The organism is Frigidibacter sp. (assembly GCF_030695035.1).
GTDB lineage: Bacteria > Pseudomonadota > Alphaproteobacteria > Rhodobacterales > Rhodobacteraceae > Frigidibacter.
In genome coordinates this window covers 1-16489 of the sequence record NZ_JAUYTT010000028.1, presented here as the reverse complement: position 1 = coordinate 16489, position 16489 = coordinate 1, and the positions used below count along the sequence as shown (strand labels likewise).

The 16489-nt window shown below is 67.0% G+C and carries 23 protein-coding genes and 1 pseudogene; 7 read left to right on the top strand and 17 right to left on the bottom strand.

Annotated elements, in window-relative coordinates:
• Positions 1–126: 126 nt before the first annotated feature.
• Positions 127–285 (bottom strand): hypothetical protein, encoded by a 159-nt coding sequence (locus Q8S30_RS21045; protein WP_305667981.1) that lies wholly within the window; start codon positions 283–285, stop codon positions 127–129.
• Positions 286–353: 68 nt separating this feature from the next.
• Positions 354–791: a hypothetical protein gene (locus Q8S30_RS21040; RefSeq protein ID WP_305667980.1), complete on the bottom strand. Its 438-nt coding sequence runs from the start codon at positions 789–791 to the stop codon at positions 354–356.
• Between the two features lie 568 nt (positions 792–1359).
• Between Q8S30_RS21040 and Q8S30_RS21035 the strand changes: the two genes are divergently transcribed.
• Entirely contained in the window at positions 1360–1950 is a 591-nt protein-coding gene (locus Q8S30_RS21035; RefSeq protein ID WP_305667979.1) for a chemotaxis protein CheB, read from the top strand.
• 20 nt (positions 1951–1970) lie between these two features.
• Here Q8S30_RS21035 and Q8S30_RS21030 read toward each other — a convergent pair whose 3' ends face one another.
• Genes Q8S30_RS21030 through Q8S30_RS21020 form a run of 3 tightly spaced genes read right to left on the bottom strand, consistent with a single transcriptional unit; the run spans position 1971 to position 3775 of the window.
• The gene (locus tag Q8S30_RS21030) at positions 1971–2912 is read right to left on the bottom strand and encodes a phage tail tube protein (protein ID WP_305667978.1); all 942 of its coding nucleotides are present in this window, start codon (positions 2910–2912) and stop codon (positions 1971–1973) included.
• Positions 2913–2936: 24 nt separating this feature from the next.
• Complete coding sequence (locus tag Q8S30_RS21025) at positions 2937–3353, bottom strand: acyl-CoA transferase (RefSeq protein ID WP_197644523.1); 417 nt, start codon at positions 3351–3353, stop codon at positions 2937–2939.
• Entirely contained in the window at positions 3350–3775 is a 426-nt protein-coding gene (locus tag Q8S30_RS21020; RefSeq protein ID WP_165054027.1) for a helix-turn-helix domain-containing protein, read from the bottom strand. The genes Q8S30_RS21025 and Q8S30_RS21020 overlap by 4 nt, the downstream gene beginning before the upstream one ends.
• 231 nt (positions 3776–4006) lie before the next feature.
• Between Q8S30_RS21020 and merA the strand changes: the two genes are divergently transcribed.
• Positions 4007–5428, top strand: a complete 1422-nt coding sequence (gene merA / locus Q8S30_RS21015; RefSeq protein ID WP_165054030.1) for a mercury(II) reductase — start codon at positions 4007–4009, stop codon at positions 5426–5428.
• 50 nt (positions 5429–5478) lie between these two features.
• On the opposite strand, the gene Q8S30_RS21010 is transcribed toward merA, so the two are convergent.
• From Q8S30_RS21010 to Q8S30_RS20980, 7 genes are read right to left on the bottom strand one after another with little or no spacing between them, the layout of a single operon-like run.
• Positions 5479–6108, bottom strand: coding sequence for a DUF6441 family protein (locus Q8S30_RS21010; RefSeq protein WP_305667977.1), 630 nt, complete (start codon positions 6106–6108; stop codon positions 5479–5481).
• Positions 6105–6416 (bottom strand): hypothetical protein, encoded by a 312-nt coding sequence (locus tag Q8S30_RS21005; protein ID WP_305667976.1) that lies wholly within the window; start codon positions 6414–6416, stop codon positions 6105–6107. Before Q8S30_RS21005 ends, Q8S30_RS21010 begins: the two co-directional genes overlap by 4 nt.
• The gene (locus Q8S30_RS21000; RefSeq protein WP_305667975.1) at positions 6416–7429 is read right to left on the bottom strand and encodes a major capsid protein; all 1014 of its coding nucleotides are present in this window, start codon (positions 7427–7429) and stop codon (positions 6416–6418) included. The genes Q8S30_RS21005 and Q8S30_RS21000 overlap by 1 nt, the downstream gene beginning before the upstream one ends.
• Positions 7430–7453: 24 nt before the next feature.
• Positions 7454–7825: a head decoration protein gene (locus Q8S30_RS20995; RefSeq protein WP_305667974.1), complete on the bottom strand. Its 372-nt coding sequence runs from the start codon at positions 7823–7825 to the stop codon at positions 7454–7456.
• Between the two features lie 6 nt (positions 7826–7831).
• A complete protein-coding gene (locus Q8S30_RS20990) occupies positions 7832–8836 on the bottom strand; it encodes a head maturation protease, ClpP-related (RefSeq protein WP_305667973.1) in 1005 nt (334 codons plus the stop codon).
• A gap of 4 nt (positions 8837–8840) precedes the next feature.
• The gene (locus Q8S30_RS20985; protein WP_305667972.1) at positions 8841–10367 is read right to left on the bottom strand and encodes a phage portal protein; all 1527 of its coding nucleotides are present in this window, start codon (positions 10365–10367) and stop codon (positions 8841–8843) included.
• A gap of 2 nt (positions 10368–10369) precedes the next feature.
• Positions 10370–10585 (bottom strand): phage head-tail joining protein, encoded by a 216-nt coding sequence (locus tag Q8S30_RS20980; protein ID WP_305667971.1) that lies wholly within the window; start codon positions 10583–10585, stop codon positions 10370–10372.
• A gap of 48 nt (positions 10586–10633) precedes the next feature.
• On the opposite strand from Q8S30_RS20980, the gene Q8S30_RS20975 reads away from it, so the two are divergent.
• Positions 10634–11248 (top strand): plasmid pRiA4b ORF-3 family protein, encoded by a 615-nt coding sequence (locus tag Q8S30_RS20975; protein WP_305667970.1) that lies wholly within the window; start codon positions 10634–10636, stop codon positions 11246–11248.
• Between the two features lie 9 nt (positions 11249–11257).
• On the opposite strand, the gene Q8S30_RS20970 is transcribed toward Q8S30_RS20975, so the two are convergent.
• On the bottom strand, positions 11258–13261 hold the full coding sequence (locus tag Q8S30_RS20970; RefSeq protein WP_305667969.1) for a phage terminase large subunit family protein: 2004 nt from the start codon (positions 13259–13261) through the stop codon (positions 11258–11260).
• Positions 13209–13805, bottom strand: coding sequence for a hypothetical protein (locus Q8S30_RS20965; RefSeq protein WP_305667968.1), 597 nt, complete (start codon positions 13803–13805; stop codon positions 13209–13211). Before Q8S30_RS20965 ends, Q8S30_RS20970 begins: the two co-directional genes overlap by 53 nt.
• Positions 13806–13916: 111 nt before the next feature.
• Between Q8S30_RS20965 and Q8S30_RS20960 the strand changes: the two genes are divergently transcribed.
• From Q8S30_RS20960 to Q8S30_RS20945, 4 genes are all read left to right on the top strand, one after another.
• The gene (locus tag Q8S30_RS20960; protein ID WP_305667967.1) at positions 13917–14114 is read left to right on the top strand and encodes a hypothetical protein; all 198 of its coding nucleotides are present in this window, start codon (positions 13917–13919) and stop codon (positions 14112–14114) included.
• Between the two features lie 12 nt (positions 14115–14126).
• The gene (locus Q8S30_RS20955; RefSeq protein WP_305667966.1) at positions 14127–14342 is read left to right on the top strand and encodes a hypothetical protein; all 216 of its coding nucleotides are present in this window, start codon (positions 14127–14129) and stop codon (positions 14340–14342) included.
• Between the two features lie 112 nt (positions 14343–14454).
• Positions 14455–14679, top strand: a complete 225-nt coding sequence (locus Q8S30_RS20950; protein WP_305667965.1) for a hypothetical protein — start codon at positions 14455–14457, stop codon at positions 14677–14679.
• Positions 14680–14768: 89 nt separating this feature from the next.
• The gene (locus tag Q8S30_RS20945) at positions 14769–15341 is read left to right on the top strand and encodes a DUF3489 domain-containing protein (RefSeq protein ID WP_305667964.1); all 573 of its coding nucleotides are present in this window, start codon (positions 14769–14771) and stop codon (positions 15339–15341) included.
• 51 nt (positions 15342–15392) lie between these two features.
• Here Q8S30_RS20945 and Q8S30_RS21140 read toward each other — a convergent pair whose 3' ends face one another.
• The 3 genes and pseudogenes from Q8S30_RS21140 to Q8S30_RS20935 all read right to left on the bottom strand — a co-directional run.
• A complete protein-coding gene (locus Q8S30_RS21140) occupies positions 15393–15692 on the bottom strand; it encodes an HNH endonuclease signature motif containing protein (protein ID WP_371135569.1) in 300 nt (99 codons plus the stop codon).
• Positions 15693–15997: 305 nt separating this feature from the next.
• Positions 15998–16207: a hypothetical protein gene (locus Q8S30_RS20940; protein WP_284326550.1), complete on the bottom strand. Its 210-nt coding sequence runs from the start codon at positions 16205–16207 to the stop codon at positions 15998–16000.
• A pseudogene (locus Q8S30_RS20935) lies at positions 16204–16489 on the bottom strand (hypothetical protein); the annotation flags it as partial. The gene Q8S30_RS20940 and the pseudogene Q8S30_RS20935, both read right to left, overlap by 4 nt.

Genomic DNA, 16489 nt, shown 5'->3' with positions numbered 1-16489 from the left:
CAGATCGATGCCGATGATGGTAACTTCTTCCATGGATGCCCTCTCCTGTCCTTACTTGTGTTTTCGACACCACAAGCTTGGCACATTGCGATGCCGTCGGGGGAGAGCGGCATCCACCCCATCTTCTCAGTCATTGGGGCGCTCCATCTGTTCGTTGAGCTTCGTGACCATGACCGCCTCGATTGAAGGCAGCAGTTCGGCCAGGACGAGGGGCGGCACGCCGAGGGCGGTGCCCAGCGCGAGGGCTGCGGTCAGGTCCCAGCCGATGATGGCGCCGGGAACCACCCGCAGCTGGCCGCCGAGGCGGCCGACCAGGTCCCAGACCTGCCAGCCTTCATGCGTTTGTGGCTGGTTCAGTCGCGCCGGACACTCTTGGCATGCCCCTTCACAGGCGTCGCAGTAGCGGTCGCCCCCGCCGAAGGACCAGTCGGCAAGGGCGCAGAGGCGTTTTTTTCCTGGTCCAGCAGCAGGCCCTTGGCGACATATTGCGTCTGGAACGCCTCGAAGACCGGCCAGATCTCCAGCAGCGCATCAATGGCCTCGGGACCAGGTTCGACGGGACTGCCTTGGGCATCGCCGACGCCCTCCCAGTCCAGCACAGCGCGGCGCGCCAGTGCCTTGGCGAAGGCCACTGCGCGTTCCTCGTCGGAAGCATCGGCCGGCACCGCCTCCACGTCCGGGTCGCTACGCGTTGCCACCATCAGCGCGGTGGTCAGCGGGCGCAGCTGCAGCCGCAGGCCGGGGGCGAGATCGTGCCAGCGCGGGGCATTGGTCAGGTCGAGCGTCAGCATCAGAGGGGTCCTTGGATTGTGCAGAGGGAAGGAGGCCGCCGGCAGTAGGTGCCGGTCAGGTGGGAGGGCAGAGAGGACACACAGTCGACATAATCTCGCTGCGGCTGCGAGCAGGATTGCGACTTTGTTCTGCGTCTGCGAAGAGTTGGGCGTTCCGTGATGATCAGTCTGATTTGGTAGCAGCGCTTTAGCTGCGCCCTTTTTCCGACACATTTCGAAGGCCCTGAACCTCATATGACTGAAACTAAAACATCAGCTCCGCGGCGGATTTTTCGTTGCCCGCGCTGTGACCATCAGCTGCGCTATGGCGCCCCGCGTTGTGGGGACTGCTACACGGAGACGCCCATCTACAATCGCAAGTGGTTCTGGCGGGGCGCGCTGCCCGGCGCGGTGCTTGCCGCTCTCACAGTGGCGGGCATGCTGTTCGTAACCTGATCGCTGGCTGGATCATAAGCGAAGTCTGGATGAGCGTCGGGACTTTGAGGGGGGGGCGCCCCTCGTGTGCATCGGACTGGTCGCAGATGTGGTTTCCTGTTGCTCATGAGGGCCCACGCCGTAACATGCGGGGATGACGGGTTATGCGCCATGGACGGTTGCCGTCGGAGCCTCTGGCAGCGAGGGACTCCAGGATCTACGCGATCTGTTGCGAGAATGGCCCGATCTGGATGCAGTGGTCATGATCGTCCTGCATCGGCCCTGGACGTCCTTGAGCCGCTTGCGAGAGGTGCTGCAGCGATCCAGCCGCATGTCGGTGGTCATTGCCGTTCAGGGTGAGCGGCTTCAGCCGGGACGCGTCTACATCGGCGAGCCCGCGAGCCATTTGACCTTGATTTCCCGGACCGAAGGCACCGTGACGCCTGATCCCGATCGGATGTACGGCAATCGAACCGTCGATCTGCTTTTCAAGTCTCTCGTGGCGTTTGGAGGCATGCGCATCATGGGCATCGTGCTGGAGGGCTCCCTCGACGATGGATCGCGGGGTCTTGCCGCGATCCACGATGCAGGAGGCCTGACAATGGTCATAACCCCGAACGGGCCCCCGGCTGGCATGCCCGGGAACGCGATTTCCTACGACGGACCGGTCGACGTCATCGGAGACATCAAGACGATCGCGCAGGCGGTTGAGGACACCGTTTCCGGCCGTCGCCGGAGTTCCTGAACCCGGCGTAGTCGCGCGCGTCAGTAGCTCTCGACGGCGTTCACGAGCGTCGTCGTGCACATCCTGCCGACCGTGCTGTCGCGCGCTGCCTGCCAGTCGAAAGATGCCTGCACGCCCTGCGGGCCCGAGATCTCGATGCGCGGGCGCGGCAGGTAGACAGCGTGGGCCACCATCGTCAGGCTCTCGCCCGAGGGCAGCACGTAGGCGAAGGTCATCTCGCAGGGCTCGCCACTGATCGCCTGCGTCACCAGCAGCTGATCGGCGAAGCGCACCTCGATCCGGCCCGTGAGCGCCGCCATGCCCGGGTCCGCGCCATCAATGCGCCCGTCCGAGCGGATGGTCTCGATCCGGTCGAGCGTGTTGGCATAGGTGATCTCGGCCGAGACGATGTTGCCCAGCGGCTGGCCGTTTCGCGTGATCGCCCCGTTGAAATGTCCGAAGCGCTGGAGGTCGATCTCTGCCAGCGTGCCTGCGGCGGAGGTCGTGGCGATGGCCTCGCCCTGCGCGACCAGGCTTGCCGTCGCGGTCAGCAGGCCCGAGCGCTGCATCTGCCAGCTGAGCGTGTCGAGCACGCAGCCCGAATACATCGCAAAACGCGGCACCTCGGGCATGCCGGTCTCGATGGACATTGAGGGCAGCACCCAGCCGCCCGAGCGGAATTCGTGGCTGTAGGGCGCGGCAGTGCCTGTGGTGATCGGCTGGCCGAAGGCGGCCTTCAGCCAGAACCCGAACGCCTCCGCATCGATCGGCACGACGACATTCCCGTCCGCCGTCAGCGCGTCCTTGATCGGCGCCAGCGGATCGCGGCCGTAGCCGAGAAGCTCGGAGTTCAGCAGCGGTTGCTCCGCCCCAAGTGAGGTGCTGGCGAAGGGCATCCGCGTGAAGCCGCTGGCGGGCGGCGTTCCGTAGGTCGTCTCGAACGCAAGCGCCATCAGCGCCCGCGCCCCCTGGGCTCGTGCCATGGTGTTCTCCTCGGGTTGTCGGGGTCAGGCCAGCTGGTCGGCCGTGGAATAATGCAGCACCACCGGGATGACGGCAGCCTTCAGGCTGGCCGCGCCCTCGACCGGCAGATCGACCGGGCGCGGCGCTTCCGCCTCGACCCAGTCGCAGAGGCCGCCGAGTGTGCGGTCGATCGAGAGCGCAGCCCCGATGCTGGCGATCAGCGTGTCGAAGTCAGCGTCACGGTCGGTGCCCTGCACGACCGCCTCGATCTCGGCGCGGTGCTGATAGTGGTAGGCGAGCGGCGACAGCGTCACTTCGGGCTCTCCCGGCTCGCCATCGCGCAGGATCAGCAAGCCATTGGTCGGTACGCGCTCGGGCAGGACGTCGCCGCGCAGGGCGGTGGCAGGCAGCGCCGAGAGCCGCGTGTGCAGCGCGGCGAGGATGGTTTCGCGAGGGGTCATGGATTGGCGGACCTGGAAATTGCGTCGAGCACCGGACAGTCCGGAACCTCGGCGCCCGAACACTTGGATGCGGTCTCGGTGAGGACGATTTCGATGCGCCTGAGATCCGCGATCCTCGCGCGGACATCGGCAAGGTGGCGCTCGGTCCGCTCCTTGACCTCTGCGCAAGTTGGCGCGGCACCGTCTTCGAGCCCCATGAATCCGCGGATGTCCTCCATCGAGAACCCGAGTTCGCGCGCGCGCAGGATGAAGCGCAGGCGCGTGGCATGCACAGAGGAGTAGATGCGGTAGCCTGCGCCCGTCCTGGGCGGGTCGGGCAGCAGGCCAGTCTTCTCGTAATAGCGAATCGTCTCGATGTTGCAGTCGGTCGTCCGAGCTAGGTCTCCGCGTGTAAGGCCGCTCTCGCTCTCGTGATCGGTCATCGGCCAGTTTCCCCTTGAGCCTGTAGTTGCTACAGACCTTACACCTCTCATCAATAGCAGACGAGAGGTACGCGACGGGGAGCTTGCAGACGACCGAACGGACAGCCCGACCGCGGATCGCCCGGCCCGAAAGGGATGGCTCGCAGCGGGTGCCTGTTGGGCGCCTTTTACAGGTCTAGGCTGTCTGACGGCGGCAGCGGCGACTGAACACTCGAACGGACGGATGACCCCATGAAAGACGACTGCGCCCCGAAAGACGATTTCGACCTTGCCGTGATCGGTGCCGGCTCGGCCGGGTTCTCGGCCGCGATCACCGCCGCCGAAGGAGGCAAGCGGATTGCCCTGATCGGTCATGGCACCATCGGCGGGACCTGCGTGAACGTGGGCTGCGTGCCGTCCAAGACGATGATCCGTGCCGCCGAGGCTGTCCACGGCGCGCAGTCGGCGCATCGGTTCCCGGGCCTCAGGGGCGAGGCGCAGGTCGCCGACTGGGCGGCGCTGGTCGCGGCCAAGGACGATCTCGTCTCGACGCTGCGCCAGAAGAAATATGCCGACCTGCTGCCGGGCTACGATGGCGTGACTTATCTCGACGAGGGTCCGGCACGTCTGGTCGAAGGCGGCGTCGAAATCGGCGGGCGCAAGATCACAGCCCCCAAGGTCATCGTCGCCACCGGCGGGCGGCCCGCCGTGCCCGACATCCCCGGTATCCTGGACGTCCCGACGCTCGACAGCACGTCGCTCCTGGAGCTGGAGCGGCTGCCCGAGAGCCTGATTCTCCTCGGCGGCGGCTATATCGGCGTGGAACTCGCGCAAATGATGGCGCGGATGAGCACACGCGTCACCATCGTCTGCCGCTCGCGCCTGCTGCCGCGGGCAGAGCCGGAGGTCTCTAGGGCACTCGCCGAGGTCTTGCGTGCCGAAGGTCTCACGATCCTCGACGGCGTGACCTATGACGCCGCGCGGCGCGACGGCGACCGCGCCGTTCTGACGGTAACGGTTGACGGCAACGTACGCGATCTGACCGCGGATCACCTTGTCCTGACCACCGGGCGCGCGCCCAACACCGAAGGGCTGGGTCTGGCCGAAATGGGCATCGAGACCGATCGACGCGGCGCGATCAAGGTTGGCGACGACATGGCCACGACACGCCCCGGCATCTATGCGGCGGGCGATGTGACGGACCGGGACCAGTTCGTCTACATGGCCGCCTATGGCGCCAAGCTCGCGTCCCGCAACGCCGTGCTGGGCGGGGCCGAGCGCTACGACAACGCCGCGATGCCCTGGGTGGTGTTCACCGATCCGCAGGTCGCCGGCGTCGGCCTGACCGAGGCGCAGGCGCGCGCGGCGGGTCATGACGTCAAGACCAGCGTGCTGACCCTCGACAACGTACCCCGCGCGCTCGCCGCCCGCGACACGCGCGGCCTGATCAAGCTGGTCGCGGACCGGGCGACCGACCGCCTGCTGGGCGGCGTGATCATGGCGCCGGAGGGCGCCGACAGTGTCCAGACGCTTGTCCTGGCGTTGAAGTTCGGCATGACGACAAAGGCGCTCGGCGAGACGATCTTCCCCTATCTCACCACGGTCGAGGGCCTGAAGCTCGCCGCGCAGACCTTCGACAAGGATGTCGCGAAGCTGTCGTGCTGCGCGGGGTGACCCGAGCCGTCGGTTTCGTGGCTGCCGAGCAAGATTGCGCATCGATGCGATCACAACCTACCCTCCACCCAGTTCGCCACGATCAGCCCCGGCACGCCGTCCAATGCCCGGTCCGCATCCCGCGCCAGGTCCAGCCGCTTCGGCAGCTTCACCTGCGGCACCAGCAGGAAGATCGGCGCGGTGACCTTGCCGCGTCCGGTCTTCGAGCGCGACACTACCGCTTGGCCCTTCGTGTTCAGCCGGCTCTCAGCCACCAGCAGACTCGGGCCCGTCCGGCGATAGACGAACCGTAGCCGCAATCCCCGGCGTCGTTCCCATTCGCCGGGGGTGATCCGGCCGCCGCGCAGGGATTTGCCTGCGGCAGGCAGCGAGATCGCCAGCCAGAACCCGTTCTTGGAGCGGATCAGCGGGCCGGTATCGTGAGCGCCGATGATCACCGGGGCCTTCGACCAGACCAGCGCGGCAGCGTTGAGGCTCGGCAGGCCCTTGGGATAGGCTTCCGACCGGATGGTGCGGGCAAGCCGTGCCCCGAGACCCGCGCCGGTGATCTGCGCGCGCCAGGCATCTTTGAGACCGGTCCCTGCAATCCGCATCGCCGTGCTCACTGCCTTCTCGCCTGCCTTCGCCTCGGCATCGAGCAGGCTGGCAATATCGCCAACGATGTCGATGCCGAGTTTCACGCGGGCCTCAAATCGACAGTCCAGACCAGCCGCTCGCGGTCACGGACAGGCTCGCCCTGGATGAGAAAGGCGTCCCCCTCGATCTCGATGCGGTCGCCGGGGCGCGGGTTCGCCACCTCGGCGACGCGCAGATCGATCCGCGTGGTTTCGGACCAGAGCCGGGCTTCGCCAAAGCCCGTGACCTCATCCGCGCGGCGGGCAACCACGCGGATGAGCTGGGGCGCGCCACCCTCGGCGATGTATGTGGCGTAGCGCGCAATATTCGGGTCGAAGAACAGCGCGTCGAGTGCCAGGGCGACGGCACTCATCACGTCCGCCGCGCCGAACGCAGCACCTGCGGGCGGGTGCAGATCGGCAGCGGGTTGCTCTCGATCTCGAGGCGCACCCATTCATCCCTGTCACGGTCCGGGATCATACGCGCATAAAGCGGCAAGCCGAGCGTGTTGACCGTCTCGAAGGTGTCGGCCGGAGCGAAGTAGATCTCGAAGAGGCCCTCGACCCCCTCGGGATAGAAGTAGGCCTTGTCGGTCGGTACGCCGAAGCCGAGACCACCTCGGTAGCGGCGGAAGGTGATGCCGCCGAAGCTGACCTCCTCGCCAACGCGCCCGCGCAGATCGGCGGCAGCGGCGGTATTCAGGTAGGTCTCGCGCACCTCCTTGTGGGCGACCAGATCGGCGAAGAAGGCCGAGCCGCATTCGGCGCGCAGCTGGACCTGACCGGCGGCCAGCCCGCCAAGGCTGTCCTCCACGCTTTCGATCATCGCTTGGCAGCGCTTCCTGAGCGCGCCCGAGGCGGGGCTGGCGTTGTCGAGGTCGAAGTCGACCTCGGTGGCGGGCGTGATGCCGAACTCGGTGAAGTAGTTCACCACCGTCGCCCCGTCCTTCGGATCCTTCACCACGCCTTGGATGCCGTTGAAGAGGTGGAATTCGAAGGTGGCCTCGGCGTCGTTCCTGAGCCGCCCCAGCTTGCGGGCCACCTCGGTCTGCACCTGCTGGGTGGCGGTTTCCGATCCGTGGTCGCGGATGCCCTGGATCTCCGAGGCCCAGAGCACGTCCTGCTTCTTGAACTGGCGCACGACGAAGGCGCGCATCTCGCGGCGTTCCGGCACCTGCTGTTCATAGGCCGAGCCGCGTTCGGAGAACGGGATCAGCTGCAGCGTGCCGTCCCGGCTCTCGATCACGACGGTGCGCGCACGCACGCCGCGGGGCCCGAACAGGTTCGCGCCCGAGAGGATCGCGGGCTTGAAGGGGATGTTCTCCAGCGCGCGGGTCAGTTCGATGATCGAGAAGGCATCGCCTTCGAAGATGTCCATGGTCGCCATGGGGATGTCCTTTCGATGAAGAGATCAGCGTAGCAGGATGCCGAGCGCGGCCAGCGCCGCGGTGGCGGCGGTGATCTGGGGTTCCGTCGCGCCCGTGGGCCAGACGAGGTCATTGCGGTTGACGATGGCCGGGCCGCGCAGGACCACGACGGCGGAAGCATCGGCGGCGGTTGCGTCGGCCGGGCCCCAGAGGATCCCGGCGGCGTTCTGGCTGCCGTTCGATGCGGCAGGGGCAAGCTGGGTGAACTTGCCGCCAGTGGTGATCTTGCCCAGCACCGTGCCTGGGGCGAGCTTGCCTGCGCCGGAGGCGAGGGTGACGGTGTCACGGGTGTAGTCGCGCGACGCTTCCCAGACGAGGAAGCCGCCCGCGTGTCTGCCTTCGGTCAGCGTGGTCATTGAGGATCATCCTTTCAGCTTGAAGGTGCGTGCGATCACGTCGCCCCAGGGACGGGCGGTGGGTGTGGGCCCGGGTTGCGGGTGATGGGGGCTGATCTGCGCCTCCGCCTCGGCCCTCGCGGCAAGAAGGCTGCTGCGCACCGCATCAAGGCTGGCGTCCTCTTCGAGGAAACGCCCGGCCATCTGTGGCTGTCCTGCTAGGCGACAGAGGTCGACCACGGCGCGGGCATGGGCGATTGCGTCGCGCCGGATGGCGGTTGGATCGATGCCTGTCGCCACAGGGTCGGGACTCGGCGGTTTGCCCCGCTCAGGCTTGGGTTCACCTGGGACCGCGGGAGCCTCGTCGCCGATCTCGTCGCCTATGACGTCTTCGGCGGTCTCATTGCCGTCCTGATCGCTCTCAGAAGCCGGATCGGCGATGGCTTCTGCCAGCGCGGGCGGCGCGTTGCGGAACCGCGCGATGTCGAAGCTGGCGGCAATCCGCACCGGCTCGATCATGCGGGTGGCAAGCCCCGCCTCGAGGGCCGCTGCCGCATCGAACCAGGTCTCGGCCGCCATGAGCGCCGCGATCTCTTTCTCGGAACGACCCGACCGGGCTGCATAGCCGCGAACCATGGTGCCCGCGATCTTGTCCATGGTCTCGGCCATCTCGCGCATGTCCGCAGCGGTGCCAATGACCAGGCCCGAAGGGCAGTGGATCATCAGAAAGGAGTTCTCGGGCATGACGATCTCATCGCCCGCCATGGCCACATAGGAGGCGGCCGAGGCGGCCACGCCATCGATCCAGACGGTGATCGTTCCGTCATGCCGCTGTAGGGCGTTGTAGATGGCCACCGCATCGAAAACCGAGCCGCCGGGGCTGTTCAGCCGCAGGTCGATCGGCACCCCGTCCGGCAGTGCTCCGAGCTCCGCGAGGAAACCCTTGGCGCTGACGCCATAGGCGCCGATCTCGTCATAGATCAGCACTTCCGCGCCCGTGCCCCGGGCGCGGATCGTGTACCAGCTCTTCATAATGTCACTCCTGTTCGGATTGCGCGCCCGCGTCGGATCCATCGGGTTCCGGATCGGGCAGTCTTGAGGGCGTGGCCCGCGCGCCTTGCGTCCCGCCAGGGCTGGTCCTGTATCGAAGGCCGAGATCAGCCGACCGTTGGGCGTCGGCGGCGTTCTCGCGGTCGACCTCCTCAACGTCGTAGCCAGTGGCTTCGACCACCTTGCGCCGCGAGGTGATGCCCGCCTCCATTGCCAGGATCTGCGCCTGAATGTCTTTCAGCGGATCGACCCAGTCCCAGCGTGGCGGGATCCATTGTGCTGGGCGGAATCGGCCGGGTGCGGCAGCGAACCCGGGCAGATCGAGCGCGCCCGACAGCATTGCGGTTTCCATCCAGCGCGCCCAGATCGGACGGCAGAACTGGTGGACAATCACGCCATGCTGCAACTGGCCAATGCGGCGCCGAAACTCGACCAGTTCGGCCCGAAGGCTCGAGTAGTTCGCCTGCCGCACATCGCCGGTGACGAGGTGATAGGGCAGACCAAGCGAGGCTGAGACCGCCAGCAACGTGCGATACTGGAACGCCTCGTAGCCCCCGCCCACATCGGCCGGGCTCGAGAACTTCACGTCCTCTCCCGGCAGCAGGACCTGCATGGTGCCGGGCTCGAGGCTGGCAATCGCGGCACCTTCGGTATCGGCCGCGCCTTCACCCATCATCGGCTCTTCCGGCGCGGTCTTGGTGATGAAGCCCGCGAACATCGCCGCGGTCTTCTTCCGGTCGAGTTCCGCATCGTCGTACTGGTCGAGCAGGAACAGCCTCACCATGGCAGGTGCTACATGCGGCAGGCCGCGGATCTGGCCCGCATCGATGGGGCGGTAGATGTGCAGAACATCCTCGGCCGGGACGCGGACAGAATCCGGCACCGCCACCCGCTGGTCCGTGCTGTCGCCCGGATGGCGGCGGCGGAAGTGATAGGCCACCCGCCGCCCGATCCCGTCGAATTCGATCCCGCAGCGGACACGGTTGCCGTTGGCGGCTGTCTCGGTCTTCTCGAAGGGCAGCATCTCGGACTGCAGAAGTTGCAGCTGCAGCGGCACCGTCAGCCCGTCTTCCGAGCGTCGGGGACGCAGCCGGACAAAACACTCGCCCGCGACGAACATTTCGCGCGCGACCATCGCCTGCAGTCCGTAGAAGTCGGTCAGCCCGTCCGCATCGGCCTCGTCCGTCCAGGCAAGCCAGAGCCGCTGCACGCGATCCCGCAGGGCCGTATCCTCGATCAACGAGGACGGCTTGATCCCGTCGCCGACCAGGTTTGCCGCAAAGGCCTCGCACGCGTTTGCGGCATAGCCGTTGGTGACCACCAGTTCACGGGCACGGGCCAGAAGGCGCGGACCGCCGGAGGCCACCAGCGCATTGATGTTCTCGAGCGGTGGATTCCAGCCCTTGAGCCGTCGCCGCGCCATGGCCCCTTCGAGCCGAGCGCGCACGGCTGCAGGGCTGCCGCTCGCCCGGCCGGGAGTGGACCCGCCGCGGAACCTGCCGAACAGCCCCATGCTCAGAGCCCCTTGTCCGTGATGACGCGCACCTGCCGCACGATCCGTCGCCCTTCGGCTGAAGCGATTTCGCGATCCAGCGCCTCGAGGGCCCGGTCGATCTCAGCCACGGAGCGGTAATCGACCGTCTTTCCATCATAGCTGACCCGGGCCACGCCCGAGGCGCGTTGTGCGGCCAACGCCTCGCGGCGGGCGCGGAGTTCCGTGATTGTCGCCATCTCGACCCGCCTCTATCCTGCCCGTGACCCATCCCGACCAGGCCTGCCATGACCGACCGGATTGCCCGCCTTCGCATCGAACTGCTGCATCTCGAGCCCTGCATCTGGCGTGAGCTCGAGGTCAGCCTGACCACCAACCTCCGCGCCCTGCACGAAGTCATCCAGGCGGTGATGCCGTGGGAGAATTATCACCTCTATGACTTCCGCGTCGGCGACCGGGTCTATGGCGAACCCGATCCCGAGGACGCGGTCTGGGGCCGCAAGATCTATCAGGCCAAGGGCATGCGCCTCGGTACGCTGATCGATCGCGGCGTCACCGACTTCCTCTATACCTACGACTTCGGGGACGACTGGCAGCACCGCGTGCTGATTGAACATGTCGGCGCGGCCGATCCCGGCACCGATTATCCGCTGTTCATCGCGGGCGAACGGACGGCCCCGCCGGAGGACGTGGGCGGCCCCTCGGGCTTCATGGATTTCGTCGAGGCCATCGCAAACCGCCGCCATCCGCAGCACAAGGACTTGGTCCGCTGGTATGGTGGCCCCTTCAACTCGGTGGACTTTGGCGAACCCGAGATCGCGGCGCGCGTCCGCGATCTTGCCAACCGGCGCAAGGTCTCCCTAGAAGCCTTCGCCCGCAGCCGCGCGCTGAGACAGCAATAGGCACGAACATCAGCCCATGTAGGTCGAACGCACAGTTCGGCGCCGCGGACCCTGTGGCATCCGAGGAAGACCCGATGGCGTCGGTCCACTATCGGCCCGCATTGCGTCCGGGTCCGGGAACTGCCGTTCCAGATCCTGCCACCGGGCATCCGGCCAGCGGTCCACACCCGCGATCCAGGCGGCGGCGCGGGCATAGACCCGGCAATCCAGCGCCTCGTTGCGCTCGCGCAGCTTTTGCCATTCCAGCCGGGCGAAGCCGCGCTTGGTGCGGATCGTCACCAGCTGCTCGCCCACGACCTGCTTCAGCCACTCGCTTTCCACCCATGTCGGCAGGTGGATCGTCCCGGGCGGGAAGGCAGCACCCTCGGCGCGTTCCTCTGAGGTTGGTCGCTCCAGACGCAGGAAACGATAGGTTTCGGCCTTGAAGGTCGACACCGCCACCGTCCAGAGCCGGGCCCCGCGCCGCAGGCGTTTGCCGCCCTCGGTCGCATCGACGAAGGTCGGTCCCGACACCGGGCTCGAGCGGTTGAACCCCTCGACGCCCTTGACCGGCGAGACCTGCGCGAAGCCTTGCGCCCGCGACCAGGAATAGACCGCCGGGGCCTCGTAGCCGGTGTCGATGGCAAGACGCGCGATGCGCAGCTGCGCCCCCCGCTCGTGCGGCCAGCTTCGGTCCAGCAGCGCGGTCAGCTCCGACCACGCGTCGTGCCGGTCGGGACCGCCCTCGATCACGACGTGATCTATGAGCCAGCTTTCGAGCCCGCGACCCCAGGCCCAGACGTCGACCTCGATCCGGTCCTTCTGCACATCGGCCCCGGCGGTCAGGAACAGCCCGCCCGCGGGCACGGTGCCGGATGTCCAGCGCTCGCGCCGGTCGTAGAGCCGCTGCCAGTCCGGGGCTTCCCCGGTCTCGACCCAAGTCTCGCCGAGGATCGTATTGCGGAATGCCTTGATTGCCTCGTCCGACCCCTGCGCTGCGTCCCAAGCCCGCACGATCCGCTCCCAGCTCAGCCAGCCGATCGGCGAATAGAGCGCCGAGAGGTGATATCCGACCGTGGTCGGATCAGCGGCCGTGGCGGTCGCCCGCCATTCGCCGCCCTCCAGCATCGCCGTCTTGTGGTGTTCCGCGATTGCCGCGTCGCAGCCCTCGCAGTGATATTCCGCCGTCTCCGGGCGGCCCTTCTGCCAGCGCAGCCGGTCGAACTTCAGCCACTGCATCGCACCGCAATGCGGGCACGGCACGAAGAACCGCCGCTGGTCGCTCGCCTCGAACTCCCGCTCGATGCGCGACAGCCCCCGGATGGTGGGGGTCGAGACCAAGAACATTTTTCGCCGATGGGCGAAGGTCAGCGACCGCGCTTCCGCCAGAGTAACAGGATCGCCTTCCTCGTCGGCGGACGCGGGATACGCATCGACCTCGTCGAGGAAGATGTAGCGCGCCGGGGTCGAGCGCAGCCCGACCGCCGAGTTGGCGCCGGTCATGATCAGGATGCCGCCCGCGAACTCCTTGGACAGCATCGTGTTGCCCGCGTCGCGGGACCGGGCCGGTTTGACCCGCTCCCGCAGTTCCGGGCTCTCGTCGATCAGCGGGTCGATCCGCTGCCTCGAGTTCCGCTTGGCCAGTTCCACCGTCGGCTGGACCGCCAGCATCGGCCCCGGCGCCTGGTGGATGGCGAACCCGATCCAGTTGTTGCCAGCCTCCGTCGCGCCGACCTGCGCCGCTTTCATGAAGACGATCCGCTGCGTCGGATCGCCGGGCGACAGCCGGTCCATGATCTCGCGCATGTAGGGCGTGCGCACCGTGCGATAGCGCCCCGGTTCGGCCGAGGCGCGGCCCGAGAGCATCCGGTGCCGGTCCGCCCACTCCGAGACGGTCAGGTCCGGGTCGGGCCGCAGCCCGTTGCCCCAAGCGCGCAGGATCTCCGCCGCGCCGTCGAAATCGGTCAGGCCATCGCCGCTCTCATCGGAAGTCGGGCCGGACCTCGGCGAGTTCGTCGAGGTGGGCGCGTACATGTTTCTCCAGCACCTTCTGCATCGCGGCTGGCTCCACGGTGATCTGCTGGCCCGTCGCCTCGCTGCATGAGGCCGAGAGCTCGGCCGCCATCAGCGCGGCGGCGCGCGCGGGCCAGTTGACCCATGCGTCCCGTTCCTCCCGCGCCAGCCGGAACACCAGCGCCAGCGCGCGGGCCCGCTCGATCAACTCCCCCTTCAGCTTCTGGAGCCGGATGCGCCGCTCCTGCGCCTTCAGCACCTCGTTCGCGGTCTTCGCCTGCAGGAAGGTCGTGCCGCCGCCGATGGCGGGGACCGCCAGACCCTGTTCGCGGAGCGTGTCGCCGACAGCCGCCACCGCCGCCTCGGGGACCGGCTTCAGCTTTGGCGCGGGCGGCTTGCGGGTCTTGGACGGGTCCGTCGTCTCGGCACGCCGGGCGTCGCTGGCGGCCGCGTTGATGCTGCCGTCGGGATAGAGGACCAGCCGCTCGGCCGTCTTCGCTTTCTGGATCGCGCCCCGCGACAGCCCGACATGGGCGGCGTACTGGCGCTCGCTCATGCCCTGCATCGACGACTCCGATTATCATTCAAAATCATGTGCTTATCGAGTTGATAAGCCTCGCGGACAGAGGGAACGTGTCTCCACAAGGATGATGCAACTCACCACGGAGCCACCCTGATGACCCGCAGTAAAGCCGACCCCGCCGCCGCCCGCGACGCCCTGATCCTGGAGATCGCGCAGCGGCGCTTCTTCCTTGAGACGCTCGAGACCCGGCACTCCGACCGGCTCGATTTCCACGATGTCGCCGTCTGGGCGATCCGCGACGCGCTCGCCGAGGCCTACGAGGCCGGACGCCGCGCCGCCAGCCAATCCTGAAAGGACCCCGCCATGAGCACCACCACCATCCGCATCGATCACGACGCCCTTCCGGACCAGTTCGACCGCTCCCGCCCCGACGCCGTCGCCGAGGTGATCGAGGCGGCCCTGCGCGAGGACGGGATCGCGGCCGAGGTCTCGGACGTCATCTCGCACCTCAAGATCGAACTGCCCACCGCACAGATCGCCGCAGCCAGCGCATCGCTGGCCGGGATGGGGCTGATCTGAGCCCGGGTAGTCAGATAGTAATCATATGGCTCTGAATTGCCTACACTTTCCGGCCAAGCAGAGCGATTCTGATTGCACAAGGACGATGCAACTCAGCCACGGAGCCACCCCGATGACCCGCCGCGCGACCGACAACACGAAAGCCCTCGACGCCTTCATCGCCGCGAAGACCGAGATTGATGCGATGCTGGAGCGGCTCGCCGCCCTCAGCGCGGACCATTTCGAGACCAGCCCCGACGAGATCAACTGGGGTCACGTCGGCACCCTGAACCACTACCGCGCCAAGCTGCGCGAGATCAGCGATATGGCCTTCAGGGAGGGTGAACACGCCGAGTGAGGCGACCCGCTCCCGGTCCCGCCCGCCGACTGGCGGGCTTGGCCTCGTAGAAGAGCCCGCATGCCGCGCGCCCCGACACGGAGACGACGATGACCCAGCTTTCCGACACCCAAGCCCTGATCCTGAGCGCCGCCGCCCAGCGGCCCGAGCGCATCGCCCTGCCGCTACCCGAGAGCCTGCGCGGCGGTGCCGCCGCCAAGGTGGTCGGCGCGATGATCGCCAAGGGCCTCCTGCAGGAGGTCGACGCCGACCTGCGCAAGGGCGAACCCATGTGGCGCGAAACCGGTGAAGGCCACGGCACCACGCTGGTTGCCACCGACGCAGGCCTCGCCGCCATTGGCATCGAGCCCGAGGGCGCGAACACCACGCCCACTGGCGGCGACAAGGCGCCCAGCGACGTGCCCGCGACGGACGCAACCACCGAGCCCGAAGCCACGCCCAAGGCGCGCACGCCGCGCGAGGGCACCAAGCAAGCCACGCTGATCGCCATGCTGCGTGCGCCGGACGGCGCGACCATCGAGGAGATCATGGCCGCGACCGGATGGCTTGGTCACACGGTGCGCGGTGCCATGGCCGGGGCGTTGAAAAAGAAGCTCGGGCTTGAGGTGACCTCGGAGAAGGTCGAGGGGCGCGGGCGGGTCTACAGACTTCCCGCCGCGTGACCAGACGCCGGAAACGCTACGCCGCCGCCCCGACCGGGCGGCGGCCTGTATCTACGATGGCCTCGTCAGTGTCGCTGTAAGACCGACCAATGACACCTGCGCTAGCAGCCACTTTCCGGCTGCCATGCGCTTCTGGACGTACACGCGATGCTCTTCGGGCGTGGGCGGGCGCTTCCGCTTATGGCGCTGGCTATTGCAGTACCAACAGGCCGCAACGATGTTCTCATCAGTGTCGCGACCACCGTCGGAGCGGGCGTGTAGATGCTCGGCGGTGCAGCGTAGCGCCTTTGATGTCCGCCTCGTTTTGTGGTTTCGTTGAGAAGATGCGGCTTCAACAGCATCGTCCCACATTGGCAGGCCGCAATAGTAGCAGCGGCCACCTTGGGCCATCATCTTCCTCTGACGGATACGTTTAACAGATCCCATGACACGGGTCCTTTCATTCGACTTCGTGAGAAGCGAATGCGCGACGCCCGTAACGGACGCTCCCCGGCTGGAAGCTCCTGCTCGCGCGAGGCCCGGTGATCCGTGGCTCCGCATGCCGGACCGCGAAACCTGCAGGACAAGACCTCAGGTCAGAGTAGCCGCTGGCTTACTCAAATCGGCCGAAGCCGAATTCGCAGCAGGATTAGGATAGATGATCGTCCCGCATCGCGTCAACGGAACCTTTCGAACACCCGCCGCAGGATGTAGGACCGCGCGATGCTCACCACGGTGAACACCGCGCCCATCTTCAGGTTCTGCGCCAGCGTCGTGTGCAGGCCAAAGATCGGAAAGATCAGGATCTGCGTGACGACCGCGACGCCATAGCCGACGAGCACGTTGGCGAACGACTCGACCAGCGACATGAGGCGGGACTGCTTCATGCCGCCACCTCATCCATCGGCCAGCAATTCAGCCGCCAAAGTTCGCAGCGCATACGCCGCAACCAAGGGGACCACGCCGTTGCCGCAGAGGCGAAGCCGGTCCACCCGGCGGGCCAGCCCATCAGCGCCTCGACGAACAGCGGGTTCAAGATTCCATGGGCGGTGGACCGCGACCTGCGCTCTGGCAGAGTGGGGTTGCTCATACACCCATCTGCACAGGAGACAGCCATGAACAAGCCTTCCCCCGCGATCATCACGCCAGCCGCGATCCGCACCGATCTT